The 23,762-nt window shown below is 57.3% G+C and carries 21 protein-coding genes and 1 riboswitch; of the genes, 13 read left to right on the top strand and 8 right to left on the bottom strand.

Features of this window, described 5'->3' with window-relative positions:
• Positions 1–24 precede the first annotated feature (24 nt).
• From ACUZ9Q_RS06175 to ACUZ9Q_RS06155, 5 genes are all read left to right on the top strand, one after another.
• On the top strand, positions 25–393 hold the full coding sequence (locus ACUZ9Q_RS06175; RefSeq protein ID WP_022658680.1) for a response regulator: 369 nt from the start codon (positions 25–27) through the stop codon (positions 391–393).
• A 69-nt stretch (positions 394–462) separates the two neighbouring features.
• The gene (locus ACUZ9Q_RS06170) at positions 463–3,627 is read left to right on the top strand and encodes a chemotaxis protein CheA (RefSeq protein ID WP_215647744.1); all 3,165 of its coding nucleotides are present in this window, start codon (positions 463–465) and stop codon (positions 3,625–3,627) included.
• Between the two features lie 109 nt (positions 3,628–3,736).
• Positions 3,737–4,252 (top strand): nitroreductase family protein, encoded by a 516-nt coding sequence (locus ACUZ9Q_RS06165; RefSeq protein WP_192111579.1) that lies wholly within the window; start codon positions 3,737–3,739, stop codon positions 4,250–4,252.
• Positions 4,253–4,520: 268 nt separating this feature from the next.
• On the top strand, positions 4,521–4,730 hold the full coding sequence (gene rpmB / locus ACUZ9Q_RS06160) for a 50S ribosomal protein L28 (protein WP_027180796.1): 210 nt from the start codon (positions 4,521–4,523) through the stop codon (positions 4,728–4,730).
• A 57-nt stretch (positions 4,731–4,787) separates the two neighbouring features.
• Positions 4,788–5,762 carry a rhomboid family intramembrane serine protease gene (locus ACUZ9Q_RS06155; protein ID WP_449247524.1) on the top strand — a complete coding sequence of 325 codons (975 nt, stop codon included), beginning with the start codon at positions 4,788–4,790 and terminating at the stop codon, positions 5,760–5,762.
• A gap of 195 nt (positions 5,763–5,957) precedes the next feature.
• On the opposite strand, the gene ACUZ9Q_RS06150 is transcribed toward ACUZ9Q_RS06155, so the two are convergent.
• The 3 genes from ACUZ9Q_RS06150 to ACUZ9Q_RS06140 are packed head-to-tail and all read right to left on the bottom strand — an operon-like array spanning position 5,958 to position 8,263.
• On the bottom strand, positions 5,958–6,467 hold the full coding sequence (locus tag ACUZ9Q_RS06150; RefSeq protein ID WP_215647741.1) for a threonine/serine exporter family protein: 510 nt from the start codon (positions 6,465–6,467) through the stop codon (positions 5,958–5,960).
• Positions 6,464–7,318 (bottom strand): threonine/serine exporter family protein, encoded by an 855-nt coding sequence (locus ACUZ9Q_RS06145; RefSeq protein WP_215647750.1) that lies wholly within the window; start codon positions 7,316–7,318, stop codon positions 6,464–6,466. Before ACUZ9Q_RS06145 ends, ACUZ9Q_RS06150 begins: the two co-directional genes overlap by 4 nt.
• A 51-nt stretch (positions 7,319–7,369) precedes the next feature.
• A complete protein-coding gene (locus ACUZ9Q_RS06140; RefSeq protein ID WP_192111576.1) occupies positions 7,370–8,263 on the bottom strand; it encodes an ornithine carbamoyltransferase in 894 nt (297 codons plus the stop codon).
• 262 nt (positions 8,264–8,525) lie between these two features.
• Between ACUZ9Q_RS06140 and ACUZ9Q_RS06135 the strand changes: the two genes are divergently transcribed.
• From ACUZ9Q_RS06135 to ACUZ9Q_RS06100, 8 genes are all read left to right on the top strand, one after another.
• Positions 8,526–9,188, top strand: coding sequence for an HAD family hydrolase (locus ACUZ9Q_RS06135; RefSeq protein ID WP_449247523.1), 663 nt, complete (start codon positions 8,526–8,528; stop codon positions 9,186–9,188).
• Between the two features lies 1 nt (position 9,189).
• Positions 9,190–9,897: an ATP-binding protein gene (locus tag ACUZ9Q_RS06130; protein WP_227118492.1), complete on the top strand. Its 708-nt coding sequence runs from the start codon at positions 9,190–9,192 to the stop codon at positions 9,895–9,897.
• 205 nt (positions 9,898–10,102) lie between these two features.
• Complete coding sequence (metA, locus tag ACUZ9Q_RS06125) at positions 10,103–11,038, top strand: homoserine O-acetyltransferase MetA (RefSeq protein ID WP_192111573.1); 936 nt, start codon at positions 10,103–10,105, stop codon at positions 11,036–11,038.
• A 35-nt stretch (positions 11,039–11,073) separates the two neighbouring features.
• On the top strand, positions 11,074–11,523 hold the full coding sequence (locus tag ACUZ9Q_RS06120; RefSeq protein ID WP_022658669.1) for an RrF2 family transcriptional regulator: 450 nt from the start codon (positions 11,074–11,076) through the stop codon (positions 11,521–11,523).
• Positions 11,507–12,343: a Fe-S cluster assembly protein NifU gene (gene nifU, locus ACUZ9Q_RS06115; RefSeq protein ID WP_192111572.1), complete on the top strand. Its 837-nt coding sequence runs from the start codon at positions 11,507–11,509 to the stop codon at positions 12,341–12,343. The genes ACUZ9Q_RS06120 and nifU overlap by 17 nt, the downstream gene beginning before the upstream one ends.
• 5 nt (positions 12,344–12,348) lie before the next feature.
• Positions 12,349–13,503, top strand: a complete 1,155-nt coding sequence (gene nifS, locus ACUZ9Q_RS06110) for a cysteine desulfurase NifS (protein ID WP_192111571.1) — start codon at positions 12,349–12,351, stop codon at positions 13,501–13,503.
• 251 nt (positions 13,504–13,754) lie between these two features.
• Positions 13,755–15,014, top strand: coding sequence for an HD-GYP domain-containing protein (locus tag ACUZ9Q_RS06105; RefSeq protein ID WP_449247522.1), 1,260 nt, complete (start codon positions 13,755–13,757; stop codon positions 15,012–15,014).
• Positions 15,015–15,046: 32 nt separating this feature from the next.
• Positions 15,047–16,048, top strand: a complete 1,002-nt coding sequence (locus ACUZ9Q_RS06100; protein WP_449247521.1) for a bacteriohemerythrin — start codon at positions 15,047–15,049, stop codon at positions 16,046–16,048.
• Positions 16,049–16,138: 90 nt separating this feature from the next.
• Here the strand turns inward: ACUZ9Q_RS06100 and nrdG are convergent, their stop codons facing one another.
• From nrdG to ACUZ9Q_RS06075, 5 genes are all read right to left on the bottom strand, one after another.
• Positions 16,139–16,654 (bottom strand): anaerobic ribonucleoside-triphosphate reductase activating protein, encoded by a 516-nt coding sequence (nrdG, locus tag ACUZ9Q_RS06095; protein WP_225529849.1) that lies wholly within the window; start codon positions 16,652–16,654, stop codon positions 16,139–16,141.
• Positions 16,647–16,817 carry an anaerobic ribonucleoside-triphosphate reductase gene (gene nrdD / locus ACUZ9Q_RS06090; RefSeq protein WP_034605181.1) on the bottom strand — a complete coding sequence of 57 codons (171 nt, stop codon included), beginning with the start codon at positions 16,815–16,817 and terminating at the stop codon, positions 16,647–16,649. The genes nrdG and nrdD overlap by 8 nt, the downstream gene beginning before the upstream one ends.
• A gap of 52 nt (positions 16,818–16,869) precedes the next feature.
• Entirely contained in the window at positions 16,870–19,125 is a 2,256-nt protein-coding gene (locus ACUZ9Q_RS06085) for an anaerobic ribonucleoside triphosphate reductase (protein WP_192111568.1), read from the bottom strand.
• A 121-nt stretch (positions 19,126–19,246) separates the two neighbouring features.
• Positions 19,247–19,425, bottom strand: a riboswitch (cobalamin riboswitch).
• Between the two features lie 605 nt (positions 19,426–20,030).
• Positions 20,031–22,646 carry a M16 family metallopeptidase gene (locus ACUZ9Q_RS06080; protein ID WP_449247520.1) on the bottom strand — a complete coding sequence of 872 codons (2,616 nt, stop codon included), beginning with the start codon at positions 22,644–22,646 and terminating at the stop codon, positions 20,031–20,033.
• Between the two features lie 269 nt (positions 22,647–22,915).
• The gene (locus ACUZ9Q_RS06075; protein ID WP_192111566.1) at positions 22,916–23,638 is read right to left on the bottom strand and encodes an ABC transporter ATP-binding protein; all 723 of its coding nucleotides are present in this window, start codon (positions 23,636–23,638) and stop codon (positions 22,916–22,918) included.
• Positions 23,639–23,762: the final 124 nt, after the last annotated feature.

Raw genomic sequence — 23,762 nt, 5'->3', positions numbered from 1 at the left:
AACAACAGACGGACAGGATCACCTATGAAAAAACATATTATGGTCGTAGACGACTCCAAGACTATCCGTAACCTGGTAGCCTTTGTTCTCAAGGGCGAAGGCTTCAAGGTCAGCACCGCCGAGGATGGCCTTGACGCTATTGAAAAGCTTTACAGCCTTGAGCCGGTCGACCTGATTGTTTCGGACGTGAACATGCCCCGCATGGACGGCTTCACGTTTATCAAGACCATCCGCGCTCAGGATGCCTATAAGGATATTCCTATTATTGTCCTTTCAACGGAAGGGCAGGAGAAGGACATTCAGACCGGCATGAGCCTCGGTGCCAACCTGTATATGGTTAAACCGGCACAGCCTGAAAAAATGGTCCGTAATATAAAGATGCTTCTGGGATAGCCGATAAGAAAGACAGTATGTGTCCAATTCGGGCAATAGTGTGCTTTCAGCCATATAAAGGTACAGGTTATGAGCCAGGAATTTTTTGATCCGGAACTTTTCGCCGATTTTATCGCGGAAGCCAAAGAACATCTCGAAACTATCGAGCCTAACCTTCTTGAGCTTGAGAAGGCGCCGGACAATCTTGCTCTGCTGAATGATATCTTTCGGCCCATGCACTCCCTCAAGGGCGCATCGGGTTTTCTGGGGCTGAACCGCATCAATCAGCTGGCGCACAAGTCTGAGAATATTCTGGACGAACTGCGCAAAGGCACAATGGTTGTGACCTCGGAGATCATGGATGTCATCCTGGCATCCACCGATGCCCTGCGCCAGATGATCGACAATCTTGAATCCACCAACGCCGAAGGCGAAGTGGAGATTGGGCACATCATGGCTCAGATCGATGCCATCATGGCCGGCGAAACAGCGCCGCAGCCAGTGGCGGCTGAACCTGAAGCAGCGCCGCAACCAGAAGTGCTTGTCGAAACTGCCTCTGTTGTTGAAGAACCTGCCATCAGTGATGAACAGCCCACGGTGGATGAAGCTGCTGAAGCGTATAGCGAAAGCAGCAACGCCAACGCGGCTGACACCCCAGCCGCTACCGCCGGAAACGAAGAAGAGTTTACGGCCATGTCTGGCAAGGACTGGGTGCAGACCCTGCCCGATCTGCCTACGTATACCCTCACTGCCTTTGGTGAAGGGCACCTGAAAGATTTTATCGATGAGTCCAACGACACCATCGAAAACCTCACAAGCTCCCTGCTGGATCTGGAAGAAAATCCCATTGGCCGTGATGAACTGGTCAACGATATTTTCCGCTTCTTCCACAACATGAAGGGCAACAGCGGCATTATCGGCTACAGCGAACTGAATTCGCTCACGCACGAAGCAGAAACCCTGCTCAACAATGTCCGTCAGGGCAAAATCACGCCCACACACGAGCTGATCGACCTTCTGCTTCTTGTGGTTGACGTGCTGGAAGCCCTGGTGCAGCGCATCAATATTGAAGCGGGTTCAGCCACTCCTTTCAACATTTCTCCTGTGGTCAAGCAGCTTCAGGAAGCCCAGACAGGCGGCCCCATTTCCCTGCCGCAGGAACTTCTTGACGCCCAGGCCAATCAGAACGGCAACGGCGACCATCACGATGCTGCCGAGAGCCAGGGAGATGCAGAGCAGGAGGCCAGCGAGCAGGAAACCCCTGCAGCCACAGATCCCCACGCTCCGGTTGAAGTGGTCACTCCGACATTTTTTGCTGTTGGCGCTGAAAACGATGATACTGAGGCCTTTCGCGTCACGGTGCGGCAGCAGTTTGAAATTATTCATGCCGCGCTGGAAACGCTCAAGAAAGACGGCAGCCACAAAGATTCCATTGATGCCCTCTACCGTTGCCTCATGGCGGTCAAGAACGCCTGCGGCTTTATGGAATTTGAAGACATCAAGGTCTACGCCGAGCGCACGGCTGGCATCGTGGATCAGGGGCGCATCAGCGGTATTGACTTTGAATTGATGGTTGACCTGCTGGATCAGGAAGTTTCCATCATCAAGGATATGGTTCAGCTTGCGCTGGACGGCCCGGCCAAGGCAGCGGCACCGAGTGCGCCTGCTGCGGCTCCCACCGCCCCGGCGGTCGAAAAGCCTGCTGAGCCTGAAGCCGAACCCAAGGCCGAAAAAGAACAGGCCGCCCCGGCTCCCGCAGCCCCGGCCAGCACAGCAGCACCGAGCGCGCCTGCGGCGGCTCCGGCTGCCCCCAAGCAGGATGCCCCGGCTCCCAAGCCTGCGGCTCCGGCTGCGGCAAAGCCCGCTACGCCCGCAAAACCTGCGGCACCTGCAGCCAAGCCCGCAGCGCCCGCCAAGCCTGCGGCACCTGCAAAACCGGCGGTTCCGGCTGCGGCAAAGCCTGCGGCACAGGCTGCGGCTCCGGCTGCCGAGAACCACAAGGGTTCTTCCACCATCCGCGTTGACCATGAGCGCCTTGACCACCTGATGAATCTCATTGGCGAACTCATCATCAACCGTAACCGGTACACCCTCATCGCCCGTTCGCTTGAAGACACCGGGCATGACGTGGATATTTCCCAGGTCGCCCAGAGCCTTTCTGAAACCACCTACGCCATGGCGCGCATTTCTGACGATCTGCAAGACACCATCATGAAGGTGCGCATGGTTCCGGTTTCTTCCGTCTTTTCCCGCTTTCCCCGCCTGGTGCGCGACCTTTCGCGCAAAAGCGGCAAGGAAGTGGATCTGGTCATGGAAGGTGAAGAAACGGAACTGGACAAGAGCGTTGTTGAAGTCATCGGCGATCCGCTTGTTCACCTTATCCGTAACTCTGTTGACCACGGTATTGAACCTGAAGACCAGCGCCTCGCTGCCGGCAAGCCCGCCAAGGGCAAGGTTGTGCTGCGCGCCTTCCACAAGGGCAACTCTGTCGCCATTGAAATTGAAGACGATGGCAAGGGCATTGACCCCGCAAAAATGCGCGAAGTTGCCATCCGCAAGGGCGTCATCACCCCTGAGGAAGCCGCACAGCTTGATGACCGCGAATCGCTGGAGCTCATCTTTGCCCCGGGTTTCTCCTCGGCTGAAAAAATCACAGATATTTCAGGCCGTGGCGTGGGCATGGACGTGGTGCGCACCAACATCAAGAACCTCAAGGGCAGCGTCAGCACGTATTCAGAGGTGGGCAAGGGAACGCGCTTCACCTTGAGCCTGCCCCTGACCCTGGCTATCATTGACGCGCTCATGGTCAATGTTTCCGGTCAGATGTATGCAATCCCCCTTGATGCAGTCTCAGAAACCACCAAGATTGAAGCTGAACGCCTCACGGATGTGAAGGGGCGCAAGGCCGTAACCCTGCGCGGTGAAGTGCTTGGCGTTGTGGAGCTTTCAGAAATGCTGGGCCTGCCCCGCACCGATCCTCTGCCGGATGTGCTTTCCGTGGTTGTCATCCACGACAACGACCGCCGTCTGGGCCTCGTGGTTGATCGGCTTCTGGAACGGCAGGAAATCGTTATCAAACCCCTTGGCGCATACCTTGGCGATCTCAAGGGTATTTCGGGCGCAACCATCATGGGCGACGGTTCGGTCATCCTGATCCTTGACCCGCACGAAATATACATAATGGCGACCTCCAAAGCCCCTTCCATAGGTGCTGGGGGCGAACAGGGCAAGCAGCCGGTTTCAGTAAGAATGTAACGCTACAGGGGGCCAGAAGGCCCCCTTTTCCATTGGATATCCGCGCCCGCCGCCCGTGCTTTTTTTCAGCCTGCGGCGCCATGCCGCACATGCCACAAAGGATAAAGCCATGCTGGAACTGTTGAGCAACCGCCGCAGCATACGCAAGTTCACCGATCAAGCCGTAAGCGATGAACACCTGGAAAAACTGCTTATGGCCGGGCTGTTGGCCCCTTCATCCAAGGATACCCGCCCGGTGGAACTGGTGGCCGTGCGCGACAAGGCTGTTATTGCCGCGCTGGCAGATTGCCGCGATTCCGGCACCATGCCCCTGCGCACAGCCCCCTTGGTGCTGGCGGTGGTGGCTGATACCGACAAATCGGACGTATGGGTTGAAAATGCCTCCATTGTTGCCATTCTGGTGCAACTGGAAGTGGAACGCCTGGGTCTTGGCTCCACATGGGTGCAGATGCGCCTGCGCACCAACGGTGCCGCTTCCGCCGAGGCCGAAGTGAGAAAAACACTTGGCATTCCCGGTCATTATGGCGTACTTTGCCTCGTGGCCATTGGTCACAAGGATGAAGTAAAAAAACCACGGGAGCTTGATGCGTCTGACTGGGCGCGTACGCACAGGGATTACTTCTGAGCAGCACAGTAATCAGCTCCTGTAGTTTTTCTTGAAAAATTCCGTTGTTCCATGGTGTTAAGGTCTGTCCGGCTTGATGACGGCTGGCTACCCCGCACTTGAAGCGCAACCGCCTTTTTTTGAGAAAATTTCTTGCCTTTCCATGCTGCATGAGCTATATGACCTTTTCGCGCGGTTATGCCCACATGCAACGCTGTCATTTTTCGGCGCGGGCTTTGTTCTTGCCGCATTTGAATTGAACTATTTTTTTGCATATATGGAGGAATGTATGAGCAAGGAATGCATCTTTTGCGGCAAAAAGCCCCAGGTCGGCAATCTTGTGAGCCACTCCAACATTAAGACCAAGCGTCGCTTCAATCCCAATTTGCAGCGCGTGCGTCACCAGTTCCCCGACGGCAGCGTGCGGACCCTTTCCGTCTGCACCCGTTGCCTGCGCTCTGGCGTTGTTGTTAAGCCCACGGTGCGTAAGCAGGCCTAACTGACCTTCTTTTGCAGCTTTCAGCCCCGACAGGTTTCTGCCGGGGCTTTTTTGCATATGCGCACAATTCCGCCAAGAATTTTTGCCTTTTCGCGCTACTGGCGCGTCCGCCGCAGGCCCAGCAGCCTGCCTCTCGACTGGCGTCCGGTTGCCAGTTTGCAAGGCACAGCGGGCTACGCCCGCTTTCGTGAATGGCTGCTTGTGCTCAATGCCTGCAACATTCCGCATCAGACCGTCCAGATGAACAGCAGGGAATACATTTATGTGCCCGCGTTGTTTGAGAACATTGCCCTCATGGAACTGGGGGACTTTGCGCGGGAAAGCACTGCACCAGCTTCCCAGCCACCGCCGCTTCGGGTTTTTCCCCACGCCTACATGGCAATACTGGCGCTGCTGCCGCTCATTCTCTGGCACGGCTGGCGCGTAGGCTGGTGGGCTGTCCCCGCCGCGCTGCCACCGCCAGACATGTGGAACAGCGCGGGCATTCTTGACGCAGTACGGGTTCGCGTTTTCAACGAATGGTACAGAACCGTCACCGCGCTTACTCTCCATGCCAGCCTCACCCACCTTTGCGGCAACATGGCCTTCGGCGCTATTTTTATGACCCTGCTGGCCCGCATGACAGGCGTTGGCAGGGCCTTGTGGCTTACCCTGCTTGGGGGCGCGATGGGCAATGCCCTGACAGTGCTGTTGCGGCCCCGCCCGGTTTTGAGCATGGGATTTTCCACGGCATTGTTTGCCAGCATTGGGGCTATCTCCGGCTACATGGCTTGCCAGCAGCAAGGCAAACGCAAGACCATGCTGCCAGTGGCAGCCGCGGCCGCCTTGCTGGCCATGCTCGGCACTGAGGGCGAGAATACCGACTATGCGGCACATCTGGCCGGGCTTGGCTGTGGGCTGGCGCTGGGGGCGCTTGAAGCATGGCAGGTACGGAACGGCCGTAAGCGCTTGAACCAGTGGACGGCGGGGGCGCTCACGGCCCTGATCTGCACCGCTGCATGGTGGTGGGCCTTTGCCGCCATGCGCAACTGACTGTGAAAAAAAAGATCCTGACGTGAACACGCACATCAGGATCATGATTTTAGGCTGTATTTTTTAATCGCCGCAGATTTGTAGATCAGCGCCTTCTCACGCCGGTATCTTTCCGCTAGACCCGCTCCCATCCTCTGTATGTCTGCCGTGAGCAGCACGGCAAAACACTATTCCTGCCAGGGCCAAGCGCCTGATTCAGTCCGCGCTGCCGCCCTGGCTCAGCTTGTGTAATGTACGGCCAAGCGGCGCTTCACGGTGGAAAAGAAGCAGGGGCAGTATGGCCCCGATAGCCAGGGCGCACATGATGAAAAATGCCGTAAGCCCGTTGTAGACAACGCTGACAAGCACAGTCTGGCCCTGAGGCGTCCCGGCTGTGTTGAGAAACTGCAAGGTCGCCAGAATGGCCTTATAGGCAAACATGCCGGGAATCATGGGCAACAGCGCGGGGAACACAAACATTTCCGCCGGGGTATGGCAGCGGCGCGCGATTGGCATGCTGCAAAAGGAAATGATCAACCCGGCGCAGAGCGATGCGCTGGCTATCCCCATATTGGCCTGCAACAGCAAAAAACGGCTCATATGCCCCGTGGCGGCAAGCAGGCCAGCCATGACGGCTATCCGCTTGGTGGGCCGCGATATGGCCGCAAAACCAACTGCGGCAACAGATGCAAGCACTCCGTCCACAAGGCAGTCTACCAGCATCATAGCGAATCCACCCCCATCAGCAGCATGGTTGTAGCCAGCCCCAGAGCAATGCAGATAATGAGCGTACTAGCCTGAATCAGCCGCGAAACGCCCATAAGCACATGCCCGTCAAGAATATCCAGCATGGCGTTGATCAGGGGGATGCCGGGGATGAGAAACAACACGCTTGCAGCCATGCCCGTTTGCGGCGTGTTGCCCAGATGCAGCAGCACGCCCAGCGACGCCACCAGAGAAGCAGCGAACGAGCAGAGAAAAAACGTGACCTTCAGGTCAAGGCCCCAGTGCAGCAGTTTTTGCCGCAGATAAAAGCCCAGAAAGGTTGCGCAGAAAACCAGCCCCATAGCCACGGCATCGCCGTTAAACAAGCCGCAAAAGGCGGCATTGGCGCAGGCCACAAGAAAACGCAGCAGCACAGGGTTAAGCGTGGGCACCGCGCAGATGGCGCTGAAATGCTCGCGCGCCTTGGCAAGGCTGAGGTTTTCATCGGCAATGCTCCAGCTCAGGGCATTGAGCGCCGCCACCCGCTGAAAATTGGGCGCACCAGACACAATGGAGCTGACCGCAGTACGGCGCTCCGCCGGAATGCCCCCTTCGGCTGGCTTGATGACTGAAAGCATGAGGTGCTTGGGGAATATGGCCAGTTCCACCTCAAAACCATATGCCCGTGCAATGCGGCAGGCGGTGCGGTCTACCCGTGAAGTCTGCCCGCCCGCCGCAAGCAATGTGGAAGCATAAACCTGTATAAATTCAATAAGCTCTTTGGCAGTCAGAACATTATGTCCTGTTACGCAAGCAGCATCGGCTTTCTCAACACTGGCCTTTGCCTCGCCCGCATCAGTCGAATCCGCCATTAATGCAGACAGCGTATTCAGACCGCCCTGCCCGTTTTGCAAACCCATAAACTAGATCCCGCTTTCATTATCAAGAAAAACCCAGTGCAGCATGCGCTTGTGAACCCGCAAACGGTATTCTGCCTGTTGCACCAACAGTGAGGCCTTGCTGGCCAGGATGGAATCGTCAACACGGATGGCCGCTATGGGCGAAGCACTCAGCATAAGATGCGCGTCATGCGCCGCCTTGGCGAGCAGTTCCGGCGTCACTTGCCAGCTTTCGCGCTCTTCGTCCGTCAGGCCGCTACGGCAGCCCGCAAAAACATAGTTGACGCCCCGTACGGCTTCTTCCACATTTTCCACAATGGTAATGCGCGACCCATAGCGCTCCGCAGCTTCTTTGAGCGGCGCGGGGTCCACGCGGGACGGCACGGCAATGCGCAGTGAAATGGGAAACCATGCCGTTGCCGCCATCAGTGAATGCAGCGTGCCGTTAACACAGCCCAGCCAGCCGCAGGTCACGCCGTCAAGATAGCGTGAATTGCGCAACATGCAGGCGATGTCGGCCAGAGCATGCGCCGGATGCGCATCAGGGCTGCCCGCATTGATAAGCGGGAAGCGCAGGCATGATGCCTCCATGTCCCACCCGCCCACGGGCATGCCGTACATGTACATGCAGTCAATGTAGTAGCTGAAAACGGGCAGGAGCTGTTCCTGGTAATCATTCATTTCATTGCGCCAGCTGCCACGGCTGCCTTCGTACACGACATTGCCGCCCATTTGCCGCACAGCGGCAGAAACGCAAAGCCTCTCAGGCAGAGAGTGCTGCGAAAACATCAGCAGGGCCACGCGCTGCGCCATAAAGTCTGTTTGCAGCTTCGGTTCCGGCATGCCCAATGCCTGCTGCACCAGCAGCCAGGACGCCTTTTCACCAAGACTTTTGATATTCAAAATATGTCTTGCCATAGATCCTCCGTGACGGTCGTCACATACAGCATCTTGAGCCCGCGATACTGTTCTATCAATGCGTGAAAATTCTGTCCAGCAAAGTACAAAAAGCAACAGGCATCACAAACCCTTATGCGCCTTTTGCGGAACAATTTTTTAACACATTGGAAAAAAAGAGAATAGTGGATTTTGTCGCATTAATACCCATAGAATACTTGTGATTTAATCCACTTTTCAGCTACAATACTGGTGCCCGCTTGCAGGGCCCACAGGAGCATACATGAGAGCATTCATTTTTGATCTGGATGGAACACTGGTTGACAGCCTGGAAGACATTGGCCAGGCCTGCAACGACGTTCTTGCCAGTCACGGCTATCCAGTCCATCCCTTGCCAGCGTACAGATTCTATGTGGGCCGAGGCTTTCACAAACTTGTGAATGACGCCCTCCCCGAGGGTGAAGCAGCAAAGCTTTCTTCAGACCAACTGACAGCGTTGATTGCAGAGGCCCGCGCCCGCTACGGCGAAAACATGTGCGTACGCACCAAGCCCTATGTCGGCATCACCCAGGCGCTGCACCAGCTCGCAGATGACGGCCACGCTCTGGCCGTCCTTTCCAACAAGCCGGACGATCTCACCGTTGAACTGGTGAGCCGCTACTTTCCTGATGTGCCGTTTGCCCTTGTGCGCGGCGGCAGGGAGGGCGTGCCCCTCAAGCCGGAGCCGGACGCCCCCCTCGACATGCTGCGGCACATGGACTTTTTGCCAGAGCGCAGCTTTTACGTGGGCGACAGCAACGTGGATATCTTCACCGCCCGCAACGCGGGTATGATCTCAATCGGCGTGGCCTGGGGATTTCGCGGCGCGGACGAACTGCGCGCAGCCCAGGCCGACCATGTCATCGACACGCCCGTGGCGCTGGCGCGCCTGGCAAAGGAGGCATAATATGAAACGTCCCATCATTGAGATTGACGAAGAAAAGTGCAACGGCTGCGGGCAATGCGTACTCGACTGCGCTGAGGGCGCGCTTGCCATCATTGACGGCAAAGCCAAACTTGTCAGCGACATCTACTGTGACGGCCTCGGCGCGTGTCTGAACTGCCCCGAGGGTGCGCTGCGCCTTGTGGAAAGGGAAGCGCCCGAATTTGATGAGGAGGCGGCCCTTGCCGCCAAGGCAAAAAGGGATGGAACCGCCCAGCCCCACCGCCCGCATGGCGGCGGCTGCCCCGGCAGCATGGCGCGCACGTTCACCCCGCTGACCGGCGGCCCTGCAACCATGGCCCCCGCCGGATCGCAAGACCTGCGGGCGCAGGTGCCCACATGGCCCATCCAGTTGCGGCTGGTTCCGCCCACTGCGCCCTATCTGCGCGGGGCCAACATCCTGCTGGCAGCCCATTGCGCAGGCTTTGCCCTGCCCAATCTGCATGCGGACTGGATGCGCGGGCGCGTGCCCATCATTGCCTGCCCCAAGCTTGAAGACAATGAAGTGCTGGTCGAAAGGCTCACAGCCATCATCAAACAGGGCGGCATTGCGGGCATTACCGTACTGCGCATGAGCGTGCCCTGCTGCGGCGGGCTGGACAGGCTGGCGCACCGCGCCATTGAGGCCGCAGGCAGCACCTTGACGCCGGAGACGCATATTGTACAATTGTAGACATCTTACAAGAAGTATACATGGGCAAGAAATGCCCATGTAGGAAATACCTAAAGTCCGCCTTGACAAAACATAGTGTAATGCTATGTTTTACGGGCGGGCTTTTATTAACTGAAATTGCCCAAAAACCGTAACCCGCAGACGGGCCGTAGGGGCAGTGAACGCACTGCCAAGTAAGACTGCTTTGCTGTAAAGGATCATCCACATGCCCATCAAGATTCCTGCTGATCTTCCCGCCTGTGCAGCGCTTGAAAGCGAAAACATCTTTGTGATGACGGAAGATCGCGCTGTCCAGCAGGACATTCGTCCGCTGGAAATCGCCATCGTCAACCTCATGCCCACCAAGATAGCTACAGAAACGCAGTTGCTGCGGCTTTTGAGTAATTCGCCCCTCCAGGTCAACATCACCCTGCTGCGCACTGAAGCTCACGAATCCAAAAATACTCCCGCACAGCACCTTGAGCGCTTTTACAAGACATTTTCAGAAATTCGCCACGGCAGCTTTGACGGCATGATCGTCACCGGCGCTCCGGTGGAACATCTCCCTTTTGAAGACGTGGACTACTGGCACGAGCTGCTGGACATCATGACCTTTGCGCAAAGCCGCGTGTACTCAACCCTGTACATCTGCTGGGCGGCGCAGGCGGCCTTGTACCATTTTTACGGTATCCCCAAGTACGCCTTGCCTGCCAAGGTTTCCGGCGTGTTCCAGCACGACATTTTGCAGCCCGGCTGTCGCCTGTTCAGCGGCTTTGACGATACCTTTGCCGCGCCCCATTCGCGCCATACGGAAGTTCGCGCCGAGGATGTGAGCAAACAGTCCGAGCTGCGCATTTTGGCCGAATCGCCAGAAGCCGGGCTTGCCCTGGTAGAAAGCCGCGATCACTCGCAGGTGTTCATGACCGGGCACCTTGAGTACGACAGGGGCACCCTGGATGCGGAATTCCGCCGCGATCATGAACGGGGCATGAACCCCATACCGCCCAGCAACTACTATCCCGGCAACGATCCCAGCCGTCTGCCCAACATGAACTGGCGGGCGCACGCGCACCTGTTCTACTGCAACTGGCTCAACTACTACGTATACCAGGAAACGCCCTTCAGCCTTACTGCCATTGCCCGTGACCGGCAGGGCAAGTAAGAGTTCATAATCCTGAACCCCTACAGGATACGAGGATGCCTATGCGATTTTCTACCAGAACCCGTTACGGATTGCGCTTTTTGCTGCGTCTGGCGGCCCAGCCCCAGGGCTCTCTTTTGCAACTGGGGCAGGTGGCCCGAGAAGAAAACATCTCATCGGGCTATCTGGAACAGATAGTGCGGGCACTGCGCCCCATGGGCATTTTGCGTGCGGTGCGCGGTTCTGGCGGCGGATACTCACTTGCCAAGTCGCCAACAGATATTAACATTGAAGAAGTCTTTCAGCATCTTGAGGGTGAAATTTCCCCTGTGCGCTGTCTGAGCAAGGGTCGCCATTGTCAACGCGAATCCCACTGCTCCACCCGGGGCTTCTGGACAGAACTGGACGGGCACATCCGCTCCTTCCTGCAAAAGCGCACCTTGCAGGAAATTATAGACTCAGAGAAATGCTCCGTAACGGGAGGCAATCATGTGGAATTACACTGAAGCAGTACACGACCACTTTCTGCGGCCGCACAATGTGGGTCCCCTTGAAGGCGCCAACGCCATTGGCGAAGTGGGCAGCCTGACATGCGGAGACGCACTCAAGCTATATCTCAAGATCAACGACCAGCACATCATCGAAGACGCCAGCTTTGAAACCTTTGGCTGCGCCAGCGCCATTGCTTCAAGCTCTGTGCTGACCGACATGGTCAAGGGCATGTCTGTTGAAGACGCGCTCAAGATCACCAACAAGGACATCACCAACGCTTTGGGCGGCCTGCCCAAGCAGAAGATGCACTGCTCCGTCATGGGCCAGGAGGCGCTTGAAGCCGCCATCCGTCAATGGAAGGGCGAACCGCCCGTACCCCATGCCCATGAAGAAGGCAAGCTGGTGTGTAAGTGCTTTGGCATCACGGATGCCCAGATTATCCGCGCCATCACTGAAAACGGCCTCAAGACAGTTGAAGAAATCACCAACTACACCAAGGCTGGCGGCGCATGCGGCGAATGCCTTGATGAAATCGCCGAGATTCTGGCCGCCCAGCTCAAGCAGAAGCCGCTGGTCGAGCTCAAGCCCAAGCCGCGCCTCACCAACGTGCAGCGCATGCAGAAGGTGCTCAAGACCATTGACGAAGAAATCCGCCCGCAGCTTGCTGCTGACGGAGGCGATATTGAACTGGTGGATGTGGACGGTCTGCGCGTTGTGGTCTCCCTGCGCGGGCGCTGCGCCCAGTGCCGTTCGAGCGAAGTGACCATCCGCGATCTGGTGCAGCGCCTGCTGCGCGAACATGTTGAAGCCGACATCGTGGTTGAGGAGGCCTAACCGCCATGAAAACCATCTATCTTGACAACAACGCCACCACGGCTGTTGCGCCTGAAGTACGCGATGCCATCCTGCCCTATCTGAACGAGCTGTACGGCAACCCTTCAAGCATGCACACCTTTGGCGGTCAGGTGGCCGATGCGGTCGAAACAGCCCGCGAGCAGATGGCCAGTCTGCTGGGCGCAAACCCGGACGAAATCATCTTTACCTCCTGCGGGTCGGAGAGCGACAACGCCGCCATCTGGTCGGCCATCCAGACCCAGCCTGAAAAGCGCCATCTCATCACCACCCGCGTGGAACATCCCGCCGTGCTCAGCGTCATGCAGCACTGGGAACGCCAGGGCTACCGGGTGACCTACCTTGGCGTGGACAACAAGGGACGCCTTGACCTTGACGAATACGCAGCCGCCCTCACGCCTGATACGGCGCTGGCATCCATCATGTTTGCCAACAACGAGGTGGGCAATATCTATCCTATCCAGCGCATGGCTGAAATGGCTAGCGAGCGCGGCGTGCTGTTCCATACGGATGCCGTGCAGGCCGTGGGCAAAACGCCCATTGACCTTGCCCATCTGCCTGCGGACATGCTTTCGCTCTCCGGCCACAAGCTGCACGCCCCCAAAGGTATTGGCGTGCTGTATGTGCGCAAGGGTGTGCGCTTCCGCCCGTTTTTGCGGGGCGGCCATCAGGAGCGGGGACGCCGCGCGGGCACGGAAAATGTGCCGTACATTGCAGGGCTTGGCGCAGCGGCTCAGCTTGCCATTGCGCACATGCAGGAAGAACGCGTCAGCGTGGCCATGCTGCGCGACAGGCTTGAACAGGGTCTGCTTGAACGTATCTCCGACTGCATGGTCAACGGCGATGTGGATAACCGCCTGCCCAACACCACCAATATTGCATTTAAAAACGTGGAGGGCGAAGCCATCCTGCTCATGCTCGACAGGCTCGGCATCTGCGCAAGCTCCGGGTCTGCCTGCACCTCTGGCAGCCTTGAACCTTCACACGTGCTGCGCGCCATGGGTGTACCCTTTACTTATGCCCACGGCTCCATCCGCCTTTCCCTCTCCCGCTACACCACGCAGGAAGAAGTGGACTTTGTCATCCAGAACTTCCCTGATGTCATCAAAACCTTGCGCATGATTTCTCCCTTCAAGGATTAATCCTGACTCAAGCAGTAGTTGGCGCAGATTCCAATGCCTGTAGATTATGTGCCGCACTCATCCGGGTGCGGCACATTTACGTCTGCGGCAAAAACTCTGTGCAATTGCAACATGGGGCTTACGTAACATCCATGATGCAAAAAAGTACTCTTTCTGTCAGCCTCTGTGCAAATGAGCCTATTGCCTCCGGGGGCCGGTTGTCCTATTATTTTACTTTGAATATCTGTTCCGATTGGTGAGAGTGAGGTTTCATGCGTTCAATTCGCCTTTTTGATCTGCTGATGGGTTTTTCGCGCGCGCTGGACATGGTTACGCCGCTTCTTGCCGGACACCATCTGCGGGTTGCCTTTTTGAGCCAGGTTATTGCTGAACGCATGCGGATATCACGCACCACGCGCAAGTACATGCTTATGGCCAGCATGCTGCACGATATTGGCGCAGTGCCGCTCAAAAGCGATACGCGCGACCTCATATTTGAACGCAACAAAGCCTTGCACTGCCGGGCTGGCTGGGCCTTTTGCAAAACTGCGGGGCTGCCCAAGCCAGTGTGCGACATGGTGCTGCATCACCATACGGAATGGTGCAGTTATGAGGCCTCCGACCAGCACGCACTGCCAGCCAACTGCATCCACCTGGCTGACCGGGTTGACGTTGCCCTGCGCGGCAAGCAGGCTTCTGACCTGTACAGCATCTGCCTCACCCTGCAGGCAAAAGACAGGGAATACGCCCAAGCCTGCCTTGAAGCGCTGGCAACCCTAGCTCATGATTCGGAAATTTCAGCGTTTCTGGACAGCCACGAGCGCATGGAAGAATACCTGGCTACGGCATTTGGCTCTGTAATTCTTGGCCCGGTGCAGCTTGTGGAACTGTGCGGGCTTTTTTCGCAAACCATTGACTCCAAAAGCCCCTTCACCGCCACCCACTCGCTGGGCGTGGCCTATACGGCGCGCATGCTGCTCAGGCTAACCCGCATGGCCGACGCCGACGATCTCACGACCATGTTTGTAGCCGGTCTGCTGCATGACATAGGCAAACTTGCGGTGCCACTCGAAATTCTGGAAAAACCAGCGGCGCTTACGCCTGACGAAGTGCAGGAAATTCAAAAACATGCTGAAATCAGTATGAATTTGCTGGGTTCCATACCCGGTTTTACCTGCGTGCGGGAATGGGGCGGCAGACACCACGAACGCATTGACGGCACGGGCTATCCCCACAAAATTGAAGGAAGCAGCCTGACGCTTCCTGTACGTATCATCGCCGTGGCGGATGTTTTTACAGCCCTCACAGAAGACCGCCCCTACCGTAGCGGCATGCCGCTGGCCGAAGCCATGAGAATCATCGCATCCATGGCGGAACTCGGCTATCTGGACAAAGGCGTGGTAGCGCTCCTGGCCGATAATGTGCTACGCGTCAATAAAGAGCGCATACGCGCCCAACGCAAGGCCGCAGCAAACTTTGTGGTTATGCGCAGGCTATGTGATGAGGCGGCAAGAGCTGCCAGGCAACCTTGACTGGGTAGGCATACCCATTGACGGGGGAAAACATGGGCGTTCCAATCATTTTTCTGATTATTGCTCCCTTGGCTGGCATTATCGCCATGCAGCTCACCCCGCCCTTTTCCCGGCTTGCAGTTGTCCTCTCCCTGCTTTTTTCCCTTTGCGGCCTTGTGCTGCTCTACCGATACCTCCTGCTGCCCCTGCGCACGTTCGTAGCTGCCATTGCGCAACCGGACTGCGCTGAAATCCCTTCCATACCCACGGCCTGCGATGTTGTGCGCGCTCTGGAAGACAGCCTCAATGCCAGAGAGGCCGCGCTTCGCCACGACCTTGCCGAAGCGCGCGAAACAGCAGACAAACTCCGGCAGGAAATTCAGGAACTGCGCGAAAGGCGCGTTGTGGACATGCAGACGCAGCAGACGGCCCTTGCGGCCCTGCGCAACGCCCAGTCAGAGTTGAACGACCTGGCCACTGCTGCTGATGCGGGCAATGGGCTGCCCGAGGACCGCCCGCGTAAGGAGCAGATTCTTGCTCTTTCTGCGGCGCTGCACCATAGCGAAAGCATATTGCTGCACGCCAGCCAGATTTTGGACGCAGCCGCCACTGATAAGGACGAAGCAGATACTGAGCTTGCAGAGGCTTTCCCCTGGGATAGCCGTTACAACACGAACATTCCGGTCATTGACGGCCAGCACAAGCTCTTGCTTTCGTACATCAACAAGCTGCACCGTGGAATGCAGAAAGGCTGCGATAAAAAGCTGCTGCTCGAAATTCTTGATGATCTGACGGGCTATGCCTTCAGCCATTTTGCCACAGAAGAACTTTTCTTCAGCCGCACGCCATATCCGCTCACGGCAAGGCACATTGAAGTGCACCAGGGTTTCAGAAAAGCAGTGACAGAACTTCGTGAGGCCGTGCTTGACGACAAGGCCTTTATTGATATTGCCCTGCTGGAATACCTGAAAACCTGGCTGGTGGACCATATACAGCAGATGGATGTGGGTTTTGCCTCCTATGTGACCGGCACAAAAGCCACACCGAAACAGTGAGCCGCCTGCGGCCAAACCCCAATAAAAAACCCCGCCAAAAGCGGGGAGCAAGCGTTACCGGCAGAACAAACTGGCAGGATTCGTAAAAATTCAACGGCTGCACAATGCTGCCGCTATTCGCTCACGGCTGGCGCGGTCAAGAAGGCGCTGGTTGGAACTGCCCCTGAACTGCAACTCAAGATCGCGGAGGCTTTCCACATAGGGGCCATCCACAAGAACATCCGTCAGTTCCAGCAGCCGGTTTGTCCAGTAGTCATTGCGGGCAAGCAGGGCTTCAAATGTGTAACCCGTGTAGGTCATCACATTTTTGCGCATGGCCTGCACGCCCTCGGCTACGGCGCAGAGCGCCTGGGCCTGCTCAAAGGGCTCCCCGCCAGACAGCGTCACTCCCGACAGAAGAGGGTTTTCCCCAATCTGGGCAAGGGCGGCCTCCGCCGTAAACGGAAAGCCGCCCTTAAAGTCGTGCGTCTGCGGATTGTGGCATCCTTTGCAGTGATGCGGGCAACCCTGCGTGAACAGGACATACCTCAGGCCCGGGCCGTCCACTATGGATTCCTCCACAATGCCTGACAGCCGCATGACCCCGGCATTACCGGATTCAGGCATGCTTGACACGATCGCGCTCTTCCGAGCGCTTGGCGTTGTTGAAACGGTCAAGCGTTCCCACAAGGTAACCGGTGATGCGGCGGGTACGTTCAAAGCCCACATCCTGACCCACAAGTTTCTGCGCGGGCTTGGTTTCCTCGAACAGACGCGATTTCATTAGCATTGTCGCTCTCCTTGTTCTATAAGCAAAAGTTGATGAAAATTGTATATGACCGCTAGTCCCACTTGGGGGTGTGCGGGTATTTTTTACGCAGTTCTTTAAGCAGCTCGGCGCTTACGCCTTCGCCTTCCTTGCGGCCGCAGCGGGGGCAGGCGCCGTTGATCACGCCCACATAGCCGCAGACAGGGTCGCGATCCAGAGGATGGTTGATGGAGCCGTAACCAACGCCATTATCGTGCATAAACCGGATGATGCTCTCAAAGGCTTCAAGGTTCTTGCAGGTATCCCCATCCAGCTCCACATAGGTGATGTGGCCCGCATTGGTCAACGCGTGGTACGGGGCCTCGATCTGTATCTTTTTAAAGGCCTTGATGGGGCAGTACACCGGCACGTGGAACGAGTTGGTGTAGTAATCCCTGTCGGTGATGCCGGGGATGCTGCCGTACTTGGCTTTATCGAGGTTGACAAAACGCCCGCTCAGGCTTTCCGCCGGGGTGGCGATGAGTGAAAAATTGAGTCCGGTCTTTTCGGCTTCGTCATCGCACCGCTTGCGCAGGTGCGTAACAATCTCGATGCCGAGCTTCTGGGCATCTTCGCTTTCGCCGTGGTGCTGGCCCACAAGAGCCTTGAGCGTTTCGGCAAGACCGATAAAGCCCACGGTCAGGGTGCCGTGCTTGAGCACTTCTTCAATACTGTCGTCCCAACCCAGTTTGTCGGAATCGAGCCAGATGCCCTCGCCCATGAGGAAGGGATAGTTGCGCACTTTTTTGGCGCTCTGGATCTTGAGCCGATGCAGCAACTGGCGGAACACCAGATCAATCTTGTCATCCAGCAGAGCGTAGAAACGGCTGATGTCGCCACGCGCATCCAGCCCGAGCCGGGGAAGATTGATGGAGGTGAAGCTCAGATTGCCGCGACCGCACGTAACCTGCCTGTCCTTGTCGTACACGTTGCCAAGCACGCGTGTGCGGCAGCCCATGTAGGCCACTTCCGTATTATAGTCGCCCGGGCGGTAGTACTGGAGGTTGAACGGCGCATCAAGAAAGCTGAAATTGGGGAAGAGCCGCATGGCGGAAACATCCATAGCCTGCTTGAAAAGGTCGTAGTTGGGATCTTCAGGATTATAGTTGACCCCGGACTTCACCTTGAATATCTGCACGGGGAAAATGGAGGTCTCCCCATTGCCAAGCCCGGCCTTGGTGGCGCGCAGCAGGTTTTTAACAACCATGCGCCCCTCGGCAGAAACATCCGTGCCGTAGTTGATGGAGCTGAAAGGCACCTGTGCGCCTGCACGGGAATTCATGGTGTTCAGATTATGGATCAGGGCTTCCATGGCCTGATAGGTGCGGCGCTCGGTGTATTTGAGGGCTTCGCCGGCTGCATAGGCATGCGCGCGCGTCACAAGTTCGCGCCGGGCCTCGGGGACAGCCGCCACAAGGGCCTCTCCAAAAGCATCGCAGGTGCCAAGGCGCGGGCCTTCGGGCAACAGGGCGATGGTTTCTCTGGCGGCGTCAATGGCTGCCTGCTCCTCCAGATTCTGGGCAATGCGCAAAAATGCGGCAAAAGCGCGTTCATATTCCTTGCGGTAGGTCTTGATAACGCCTTCGGCCATGGCAAAGTCAAAATGCGGCACACTCTGGCCGCCGTGCATTTCATTCTGGTTGGCCTGAATGGCAATGCAGGCAAGGGCCGAGTAGCTCTCAATGGAATTGGGCTCGCGCAAATGCCCGTGCCCCGTGGAAAAACCATTTTTAAACAAGGGGATAAGGTCAATCTGGCAGCACGTTTCCGTGAGCATGTAAAAATCTTTGTCGTGAATGTGGATATCGCCGTTAAGGTGCGCGGCGGAGGCGTCCTTGGGCAGAATGTAGTTGTCGATGAAGAATTTTGACCCCTCGGAACCATACTTGAGCATGGTGCCCATGGCCGTATCGCCATCGATATTGGCATTCTCGCGTTTGATGTCTTCCTGCAGGGCCGGGGAATACGTAAGTTTTTTATAGATATCCATGAGATACGATTCCGCATTACGGATTTTCGTATGCTCGGCCCGGTACAGGATGTAAGCCTTGGCACTTTTGGCGTAGTCGTACTGAATCAGGGTTTCTTCAACAACATCCTGAATTTCTTCCACATGCTTGAGGCTGCGCGACTCCAGCTTTTTGCACACCTTTTCGGTGACAAACAGCAGGTCAGTCGGGGACATGTCTTCACCGCCAACGGCCTGATTGGCCTTGGTGATGGCATTGAGAATCTTGACCGAATCAAAAGGCACTTCCGTGCCGTCGCGCTTTATAATGCTGGCGAGCATGAACTTCGCTCCAACGTGTGGGCTATGAACAAAAAGGCCGCCCGGACAAAACGGGCGGAGAGGCCATCAATGGCCCTTTTCTGACGGTTCATCTGCAAAAGCCCGTTGCAGATGCTCCACTTTCTTAGAACGGTTGAAAGCAGGTCTTCCGGCTTGCCTGCCGCTTTTCGGCCTTCCCGGTTTTATCCAGTGGCACACGAGGAAAAGCGGTGTTGAACAGGCACACGGCGGCGGGTCCGCTCCCGATTTTCACGGGGATTCCCTATTAAGCTCCATGGCGCTTTCAATGTCTAGAAAATCTCAAAAGAATTGCACCCTGTCAATAAACACACGCAAAAAAGCTCTCCTAGTGCCGTAGCAACACTGCGAATTCACTATTGAATTTTCTTGCCTGCCCAATTTTTCACTACATCAAGGCCGCAAAACAGCGAGGGCGGGAACAAAAATGTTCGCCCTGACTGATGCCAGATCAGGCAACCCGACCCGCAACATGTGTGGCTTTGATTGGCGCTGCTGAAACATTTCGCCATGAATTCAGGCATCATACCCGCATGGCGCTGCCGCCCAGGCCCCGGCACTGCGACCGCAGCCGATACCTGGCGAGCCTTCCTCAGAAAGCAGTTCCCGTAACGCAGACAAGAACTTACTCTACCCACGCCGGGTTTTCAAGACGGCCTCCCCCACGTAAGGGGACTTACCTCGGACTTGACATTTTTATTTGCCCGCCCCTTGCCGAAGATATCGTTTATAAAAACTTTTTTTGTACGCGCAAACAGTGATTGAGCATTCCGTAACAGCCAATAAACACAAGGGGCCGCATCGGCCCAACTCCGCTTCCGCCGTTGTTTTGCAGGGAAGTACAATCGGATACCCGATGCGGCCCGTCAACAAATCCGAAACGCCGCCTATGGCAGCAGGATCATGTTGTAGAGGTTTTTGTCGTCCAGATACTTCTGCGCCACAGCCTGAATATCCGCAGGGGTCAGCTTGGCTGCTTTGTCGATGAGCGACTTGCTGAAATCACGTGGCAGGCCCAGCACGGCGTCTGTGGCGGCCACGCCCGCGCGGGAACCAAGGCTTTGCTTGTCGCGGTAGTATTCGCCAAGCAGGCGGTTGGCCCCGGCTTCAAGCAATTCCGCAGGCAGGGGTTTTGCCTTGATATCGGCAATAATCTTGGCAAAGCCTTCACGCGCCTGCGCCACCTTGTCAGGTGTGGTGCCAATGTAAAAAGCCATCATGCCAGCCTGAGGCATGGCGCGGTAAAAGGCCGTGACCGTGTATCCGAGGCCCTGCTCGTCACGCATCTGGCTGAACAGCAGGCCGCTCTGCCCGGAAAGCACAGACTGCAAAAGCATGAGCGCCGGGGCATCCGGGCTGGTGTAAGGCACAGCCTTGAACATCTGGAGCACGTGGGCCTGATTGCGCCCCGGCAGATGCAGATCAAGGTTGCGGGCATCACCCCATGAGGGGGCGGGCAAGGAGAAATCCTTTTTGTCTGGCGTGGGCAGAGTACGGGCAAAGGCCAGCACGGCCTCGCGGTCAAAATCGCCTGCCACTGCCAGCACCCAGGGCTGCACGAGTTGCTTGTCCCAGAACGAGCGCACATCCTTGGGCGTAAACCTGGAGAGGTTCGCTTCCGTACCCAGACTGTCGTAGCCGTAGGGCTGCCCGCCGGGGAAGATGAAGGGATTCACCCGCGAGAACAGGAAGGAGGTGGGCCTGTCTGCCCGCTGGCGGATGGCGGCCTTCATGTTTTCCGCTTCACGCTTGATTTCCTTGGCTTCAAAACGGGGCTTGCCCAGCACCTCGCCCAGCATGGAGAAATAATCGGCATTAAACCGGGCCGGGCCAGTCAGGGACACTGTAAAGGTTTGCAGGCCCGCCTTGGCGGAGAGTGAAGCCGCGCGGTCAGCGAAGTAGCGTTCCATGGCCTGGGCGTCCAGTTTGCCGCTGCCATCGCCAAGTGTGCTGGCCGTCAGTTCTGCCAGCCCCTGCTGGTCGGGCTTCAGCAGGGCGTTGCCGCCGGGCAGCATGAGATCAACCGCCACATAGGGCACTGTGGCATCAGGGATAAGAATGACGGTACGTCCCTGCCCCAGATCGACCACTTCCTGCTGACCCGCAGTGGCCGAAGCTTGTTGCGCGGTTTTGGCAGCGGCGCTGCCGGGCCAGTTCTTTTGCAGCACGGCTTGCAGATCGGGCAGTTTGGCATTCTCAGGCGCAAGCACACGCACCCGCGCCCTGCCGGGGTCAAGCCAGAGGTCAATGGCCTGCTGTACCTGCGGCTGCGAAACATTGCGCTGGGTGAAGCGCAGGTTCTGTTCCGCCACATCGCCGCCCAGCTCAAACTGGACGCTGCCTAGCCAGGAGGCCAGGCCGTTGAGCGTTTCCGCCGAGCGGTCCATGCTGTCTTCAAGGTTGTAGCGGGCGCGCTTGAGGGCTTCGGGCTTGAAGTCTGCGGCCTTGAGTTTGGCAAGGTCTGTGGTCAGCCCCTGCCAGAAGGCCTCCAGCTTTTCCGGAGCCATATTGGCGGTAATATACAGCATGCCCGCACGCTCAAGGCTCATGTTGCCCACGCTGATGCTGTCCACAAGCTGTTTTTCATACTCGTATTTGCGGCTCAACAGCGAGGTGCCGTCACCGCCAAGCAGGTAGCTCAGTACGTCCAGATCCACAGAGCGCAGGTCGCGCAGGGCTGGCGCAGGAAAGGCCATGCCCAGATAGACCTTGTTCCAGGGGCCGCGCACCACTTCAACGCGCTGACCGCCGGGGGCCGTGAGCAAATCAACCTGCGGCGGCGTAACAAAATCGTTGGTGTTGGCCATGCCGCCAAAAAGTTCCTGCGCGTGTTGCAGCACTGCCTGCGGGTCAATATCGCCCGCCACCAGCAACATCATGTTCTGCGGCTGATACCAGCGCTGCACATAGGCACGCAGGTCGTCGGCGGTGATGGCGCGCACGGTTTCCTTAAAGCCGATGATGGGCCGCCCGTAGGGGGTGTTCTGGAGTGTGGACACCTGCAGGCTTTCAAACAGCCTGCTCATGGGCGAATCCTGATCGCGCTCAAGCTCGGAAATCACCACTTCTTTTTCCGACTCCAGCTCCTTGGGATCCAGAGCGGCCTGAAAGGCCATTTCCTTCACCACGTCCATGCCCATGCGCCAGTGAGCGGCGGGCATGTCCGTCATGTACCATGTTTTGTCAAAGCTGGTAGCTGCGTTGAGGTAGCCGCCAAGGGCTTCCACATCGCGTGCCACCTGGCCTTTGGGCCGGTGTTCTGTACCTTTGAAGACCATGTGCTCCAGCAGATGGCTGATGCCCGCCTGCTTGGCGTCCTCATTGGCCGACCCGGTGCGCACGTAAAGGCGCGTTGCCACCAGGGGGAAGCGGCTGTCCTTGATGATATACACGGAAAGCCCGTTGGGCAGTTTGGTCAGGGTTCGCTGTTCGCCCGGTGCGGCAGAGGCCGCGCCAGCCAGCAAGGCCAGCAGCAGGGGCAATAACAGAAGTATGCGTTGCATGTTTGCTCCTTATGGATTTGCAGTCGCAAGGTCGCAGAGGCAAAGGCAGTAAGTGCCTTGCTCCCCGGACTGTTTTTAACCAACATGAATACTAATACCCCCGGCACGGGGTGGCAAGCCGCAGCATTTTGTTCACCCCGGCGGCCCGGTTATATGAGATCGCGCATTGCTGAATTAGCCGAAGCCTGCAGCAACAAAAAACCGGCAGTCATAATGATTGCCGGTTTGAGCGCTAACCAGATCAGCGCGGTCTGTAATCAGGAGCAGGTCTAGCCGCCGAGGTAGGCGTCCTTGACCTTGGGATTTTCAAGCAGCTCGCGGCCTGGGCCTTCAAGCACCACCCTGCCAACTTCAAGAATGTAGGCATAGTGCGCCACAGAAAGCGCCGCAAAGGCGTTCTGTTCCACCAGCAGGACGGTTTTACCCTCTTCGTTGATGCGCTTGACGATGTCGAAAATCTCGCGCACCAGCAGCGGAGCAAGCCCCAGAGAAGGTTCGTCAAGCATGAGCAGATCGGGTCGGCTCATGAGCGCGCGGCCCACGGCCAGCATCTGCTGTTCGCCGCCGGAGAGCGTGCCGCCCTTCTGCCAGAGGCGTTCTTTAAGCCGGGGAAACAGGCTGTAAACCCACTCGATATCATGGGCTATCTCTGCCTTGTCGCTGCGCGAATACGCGCCCAGGTGCAGGTTTTCCTCCACCGTCAGATGGGGCAGGATACGCCGCCCTTCCGGCGAAAGAGAAATACCCTTGCGCACCATGTCTTCGGGCTTGAGGCCCATGAGCGAAGCCGGGGCGTCGCCCTCGTGGCGGGTCAGCAGGATGTCGCCGCTGATGGTTTTGTTCAGGCCGGCAATGGAGCGGATGATACTGCTCTTGCCCGCGCCGTTGGCCCCGATAAGCGTCACAATACTGCCGCGCGGGATATTCAGGCTTACGCCCTGAACGGCCTGAATGCCGCCGTAGCGCACATGGAGATTACGAATTTCAAGCATGATGCACCCTGTCCATATGTCGGTCTGCGCCGGAAGAGCTTTCCGGGCATGTCTATCTGCTGCGTATGGCCGTTTGCTCCTGCACAGGAGCGGCAAACAGCGCCTTTGCAAGCCGCAACGGGCA

It is taken from the genome of Desulfovibrio desulfopostgatei (assembly GCF_053570645.1).
Note: the sequence above shows the minus strand (reverse complement) of the source record. Positions and strands in the feature narration are given on the sequence as shown.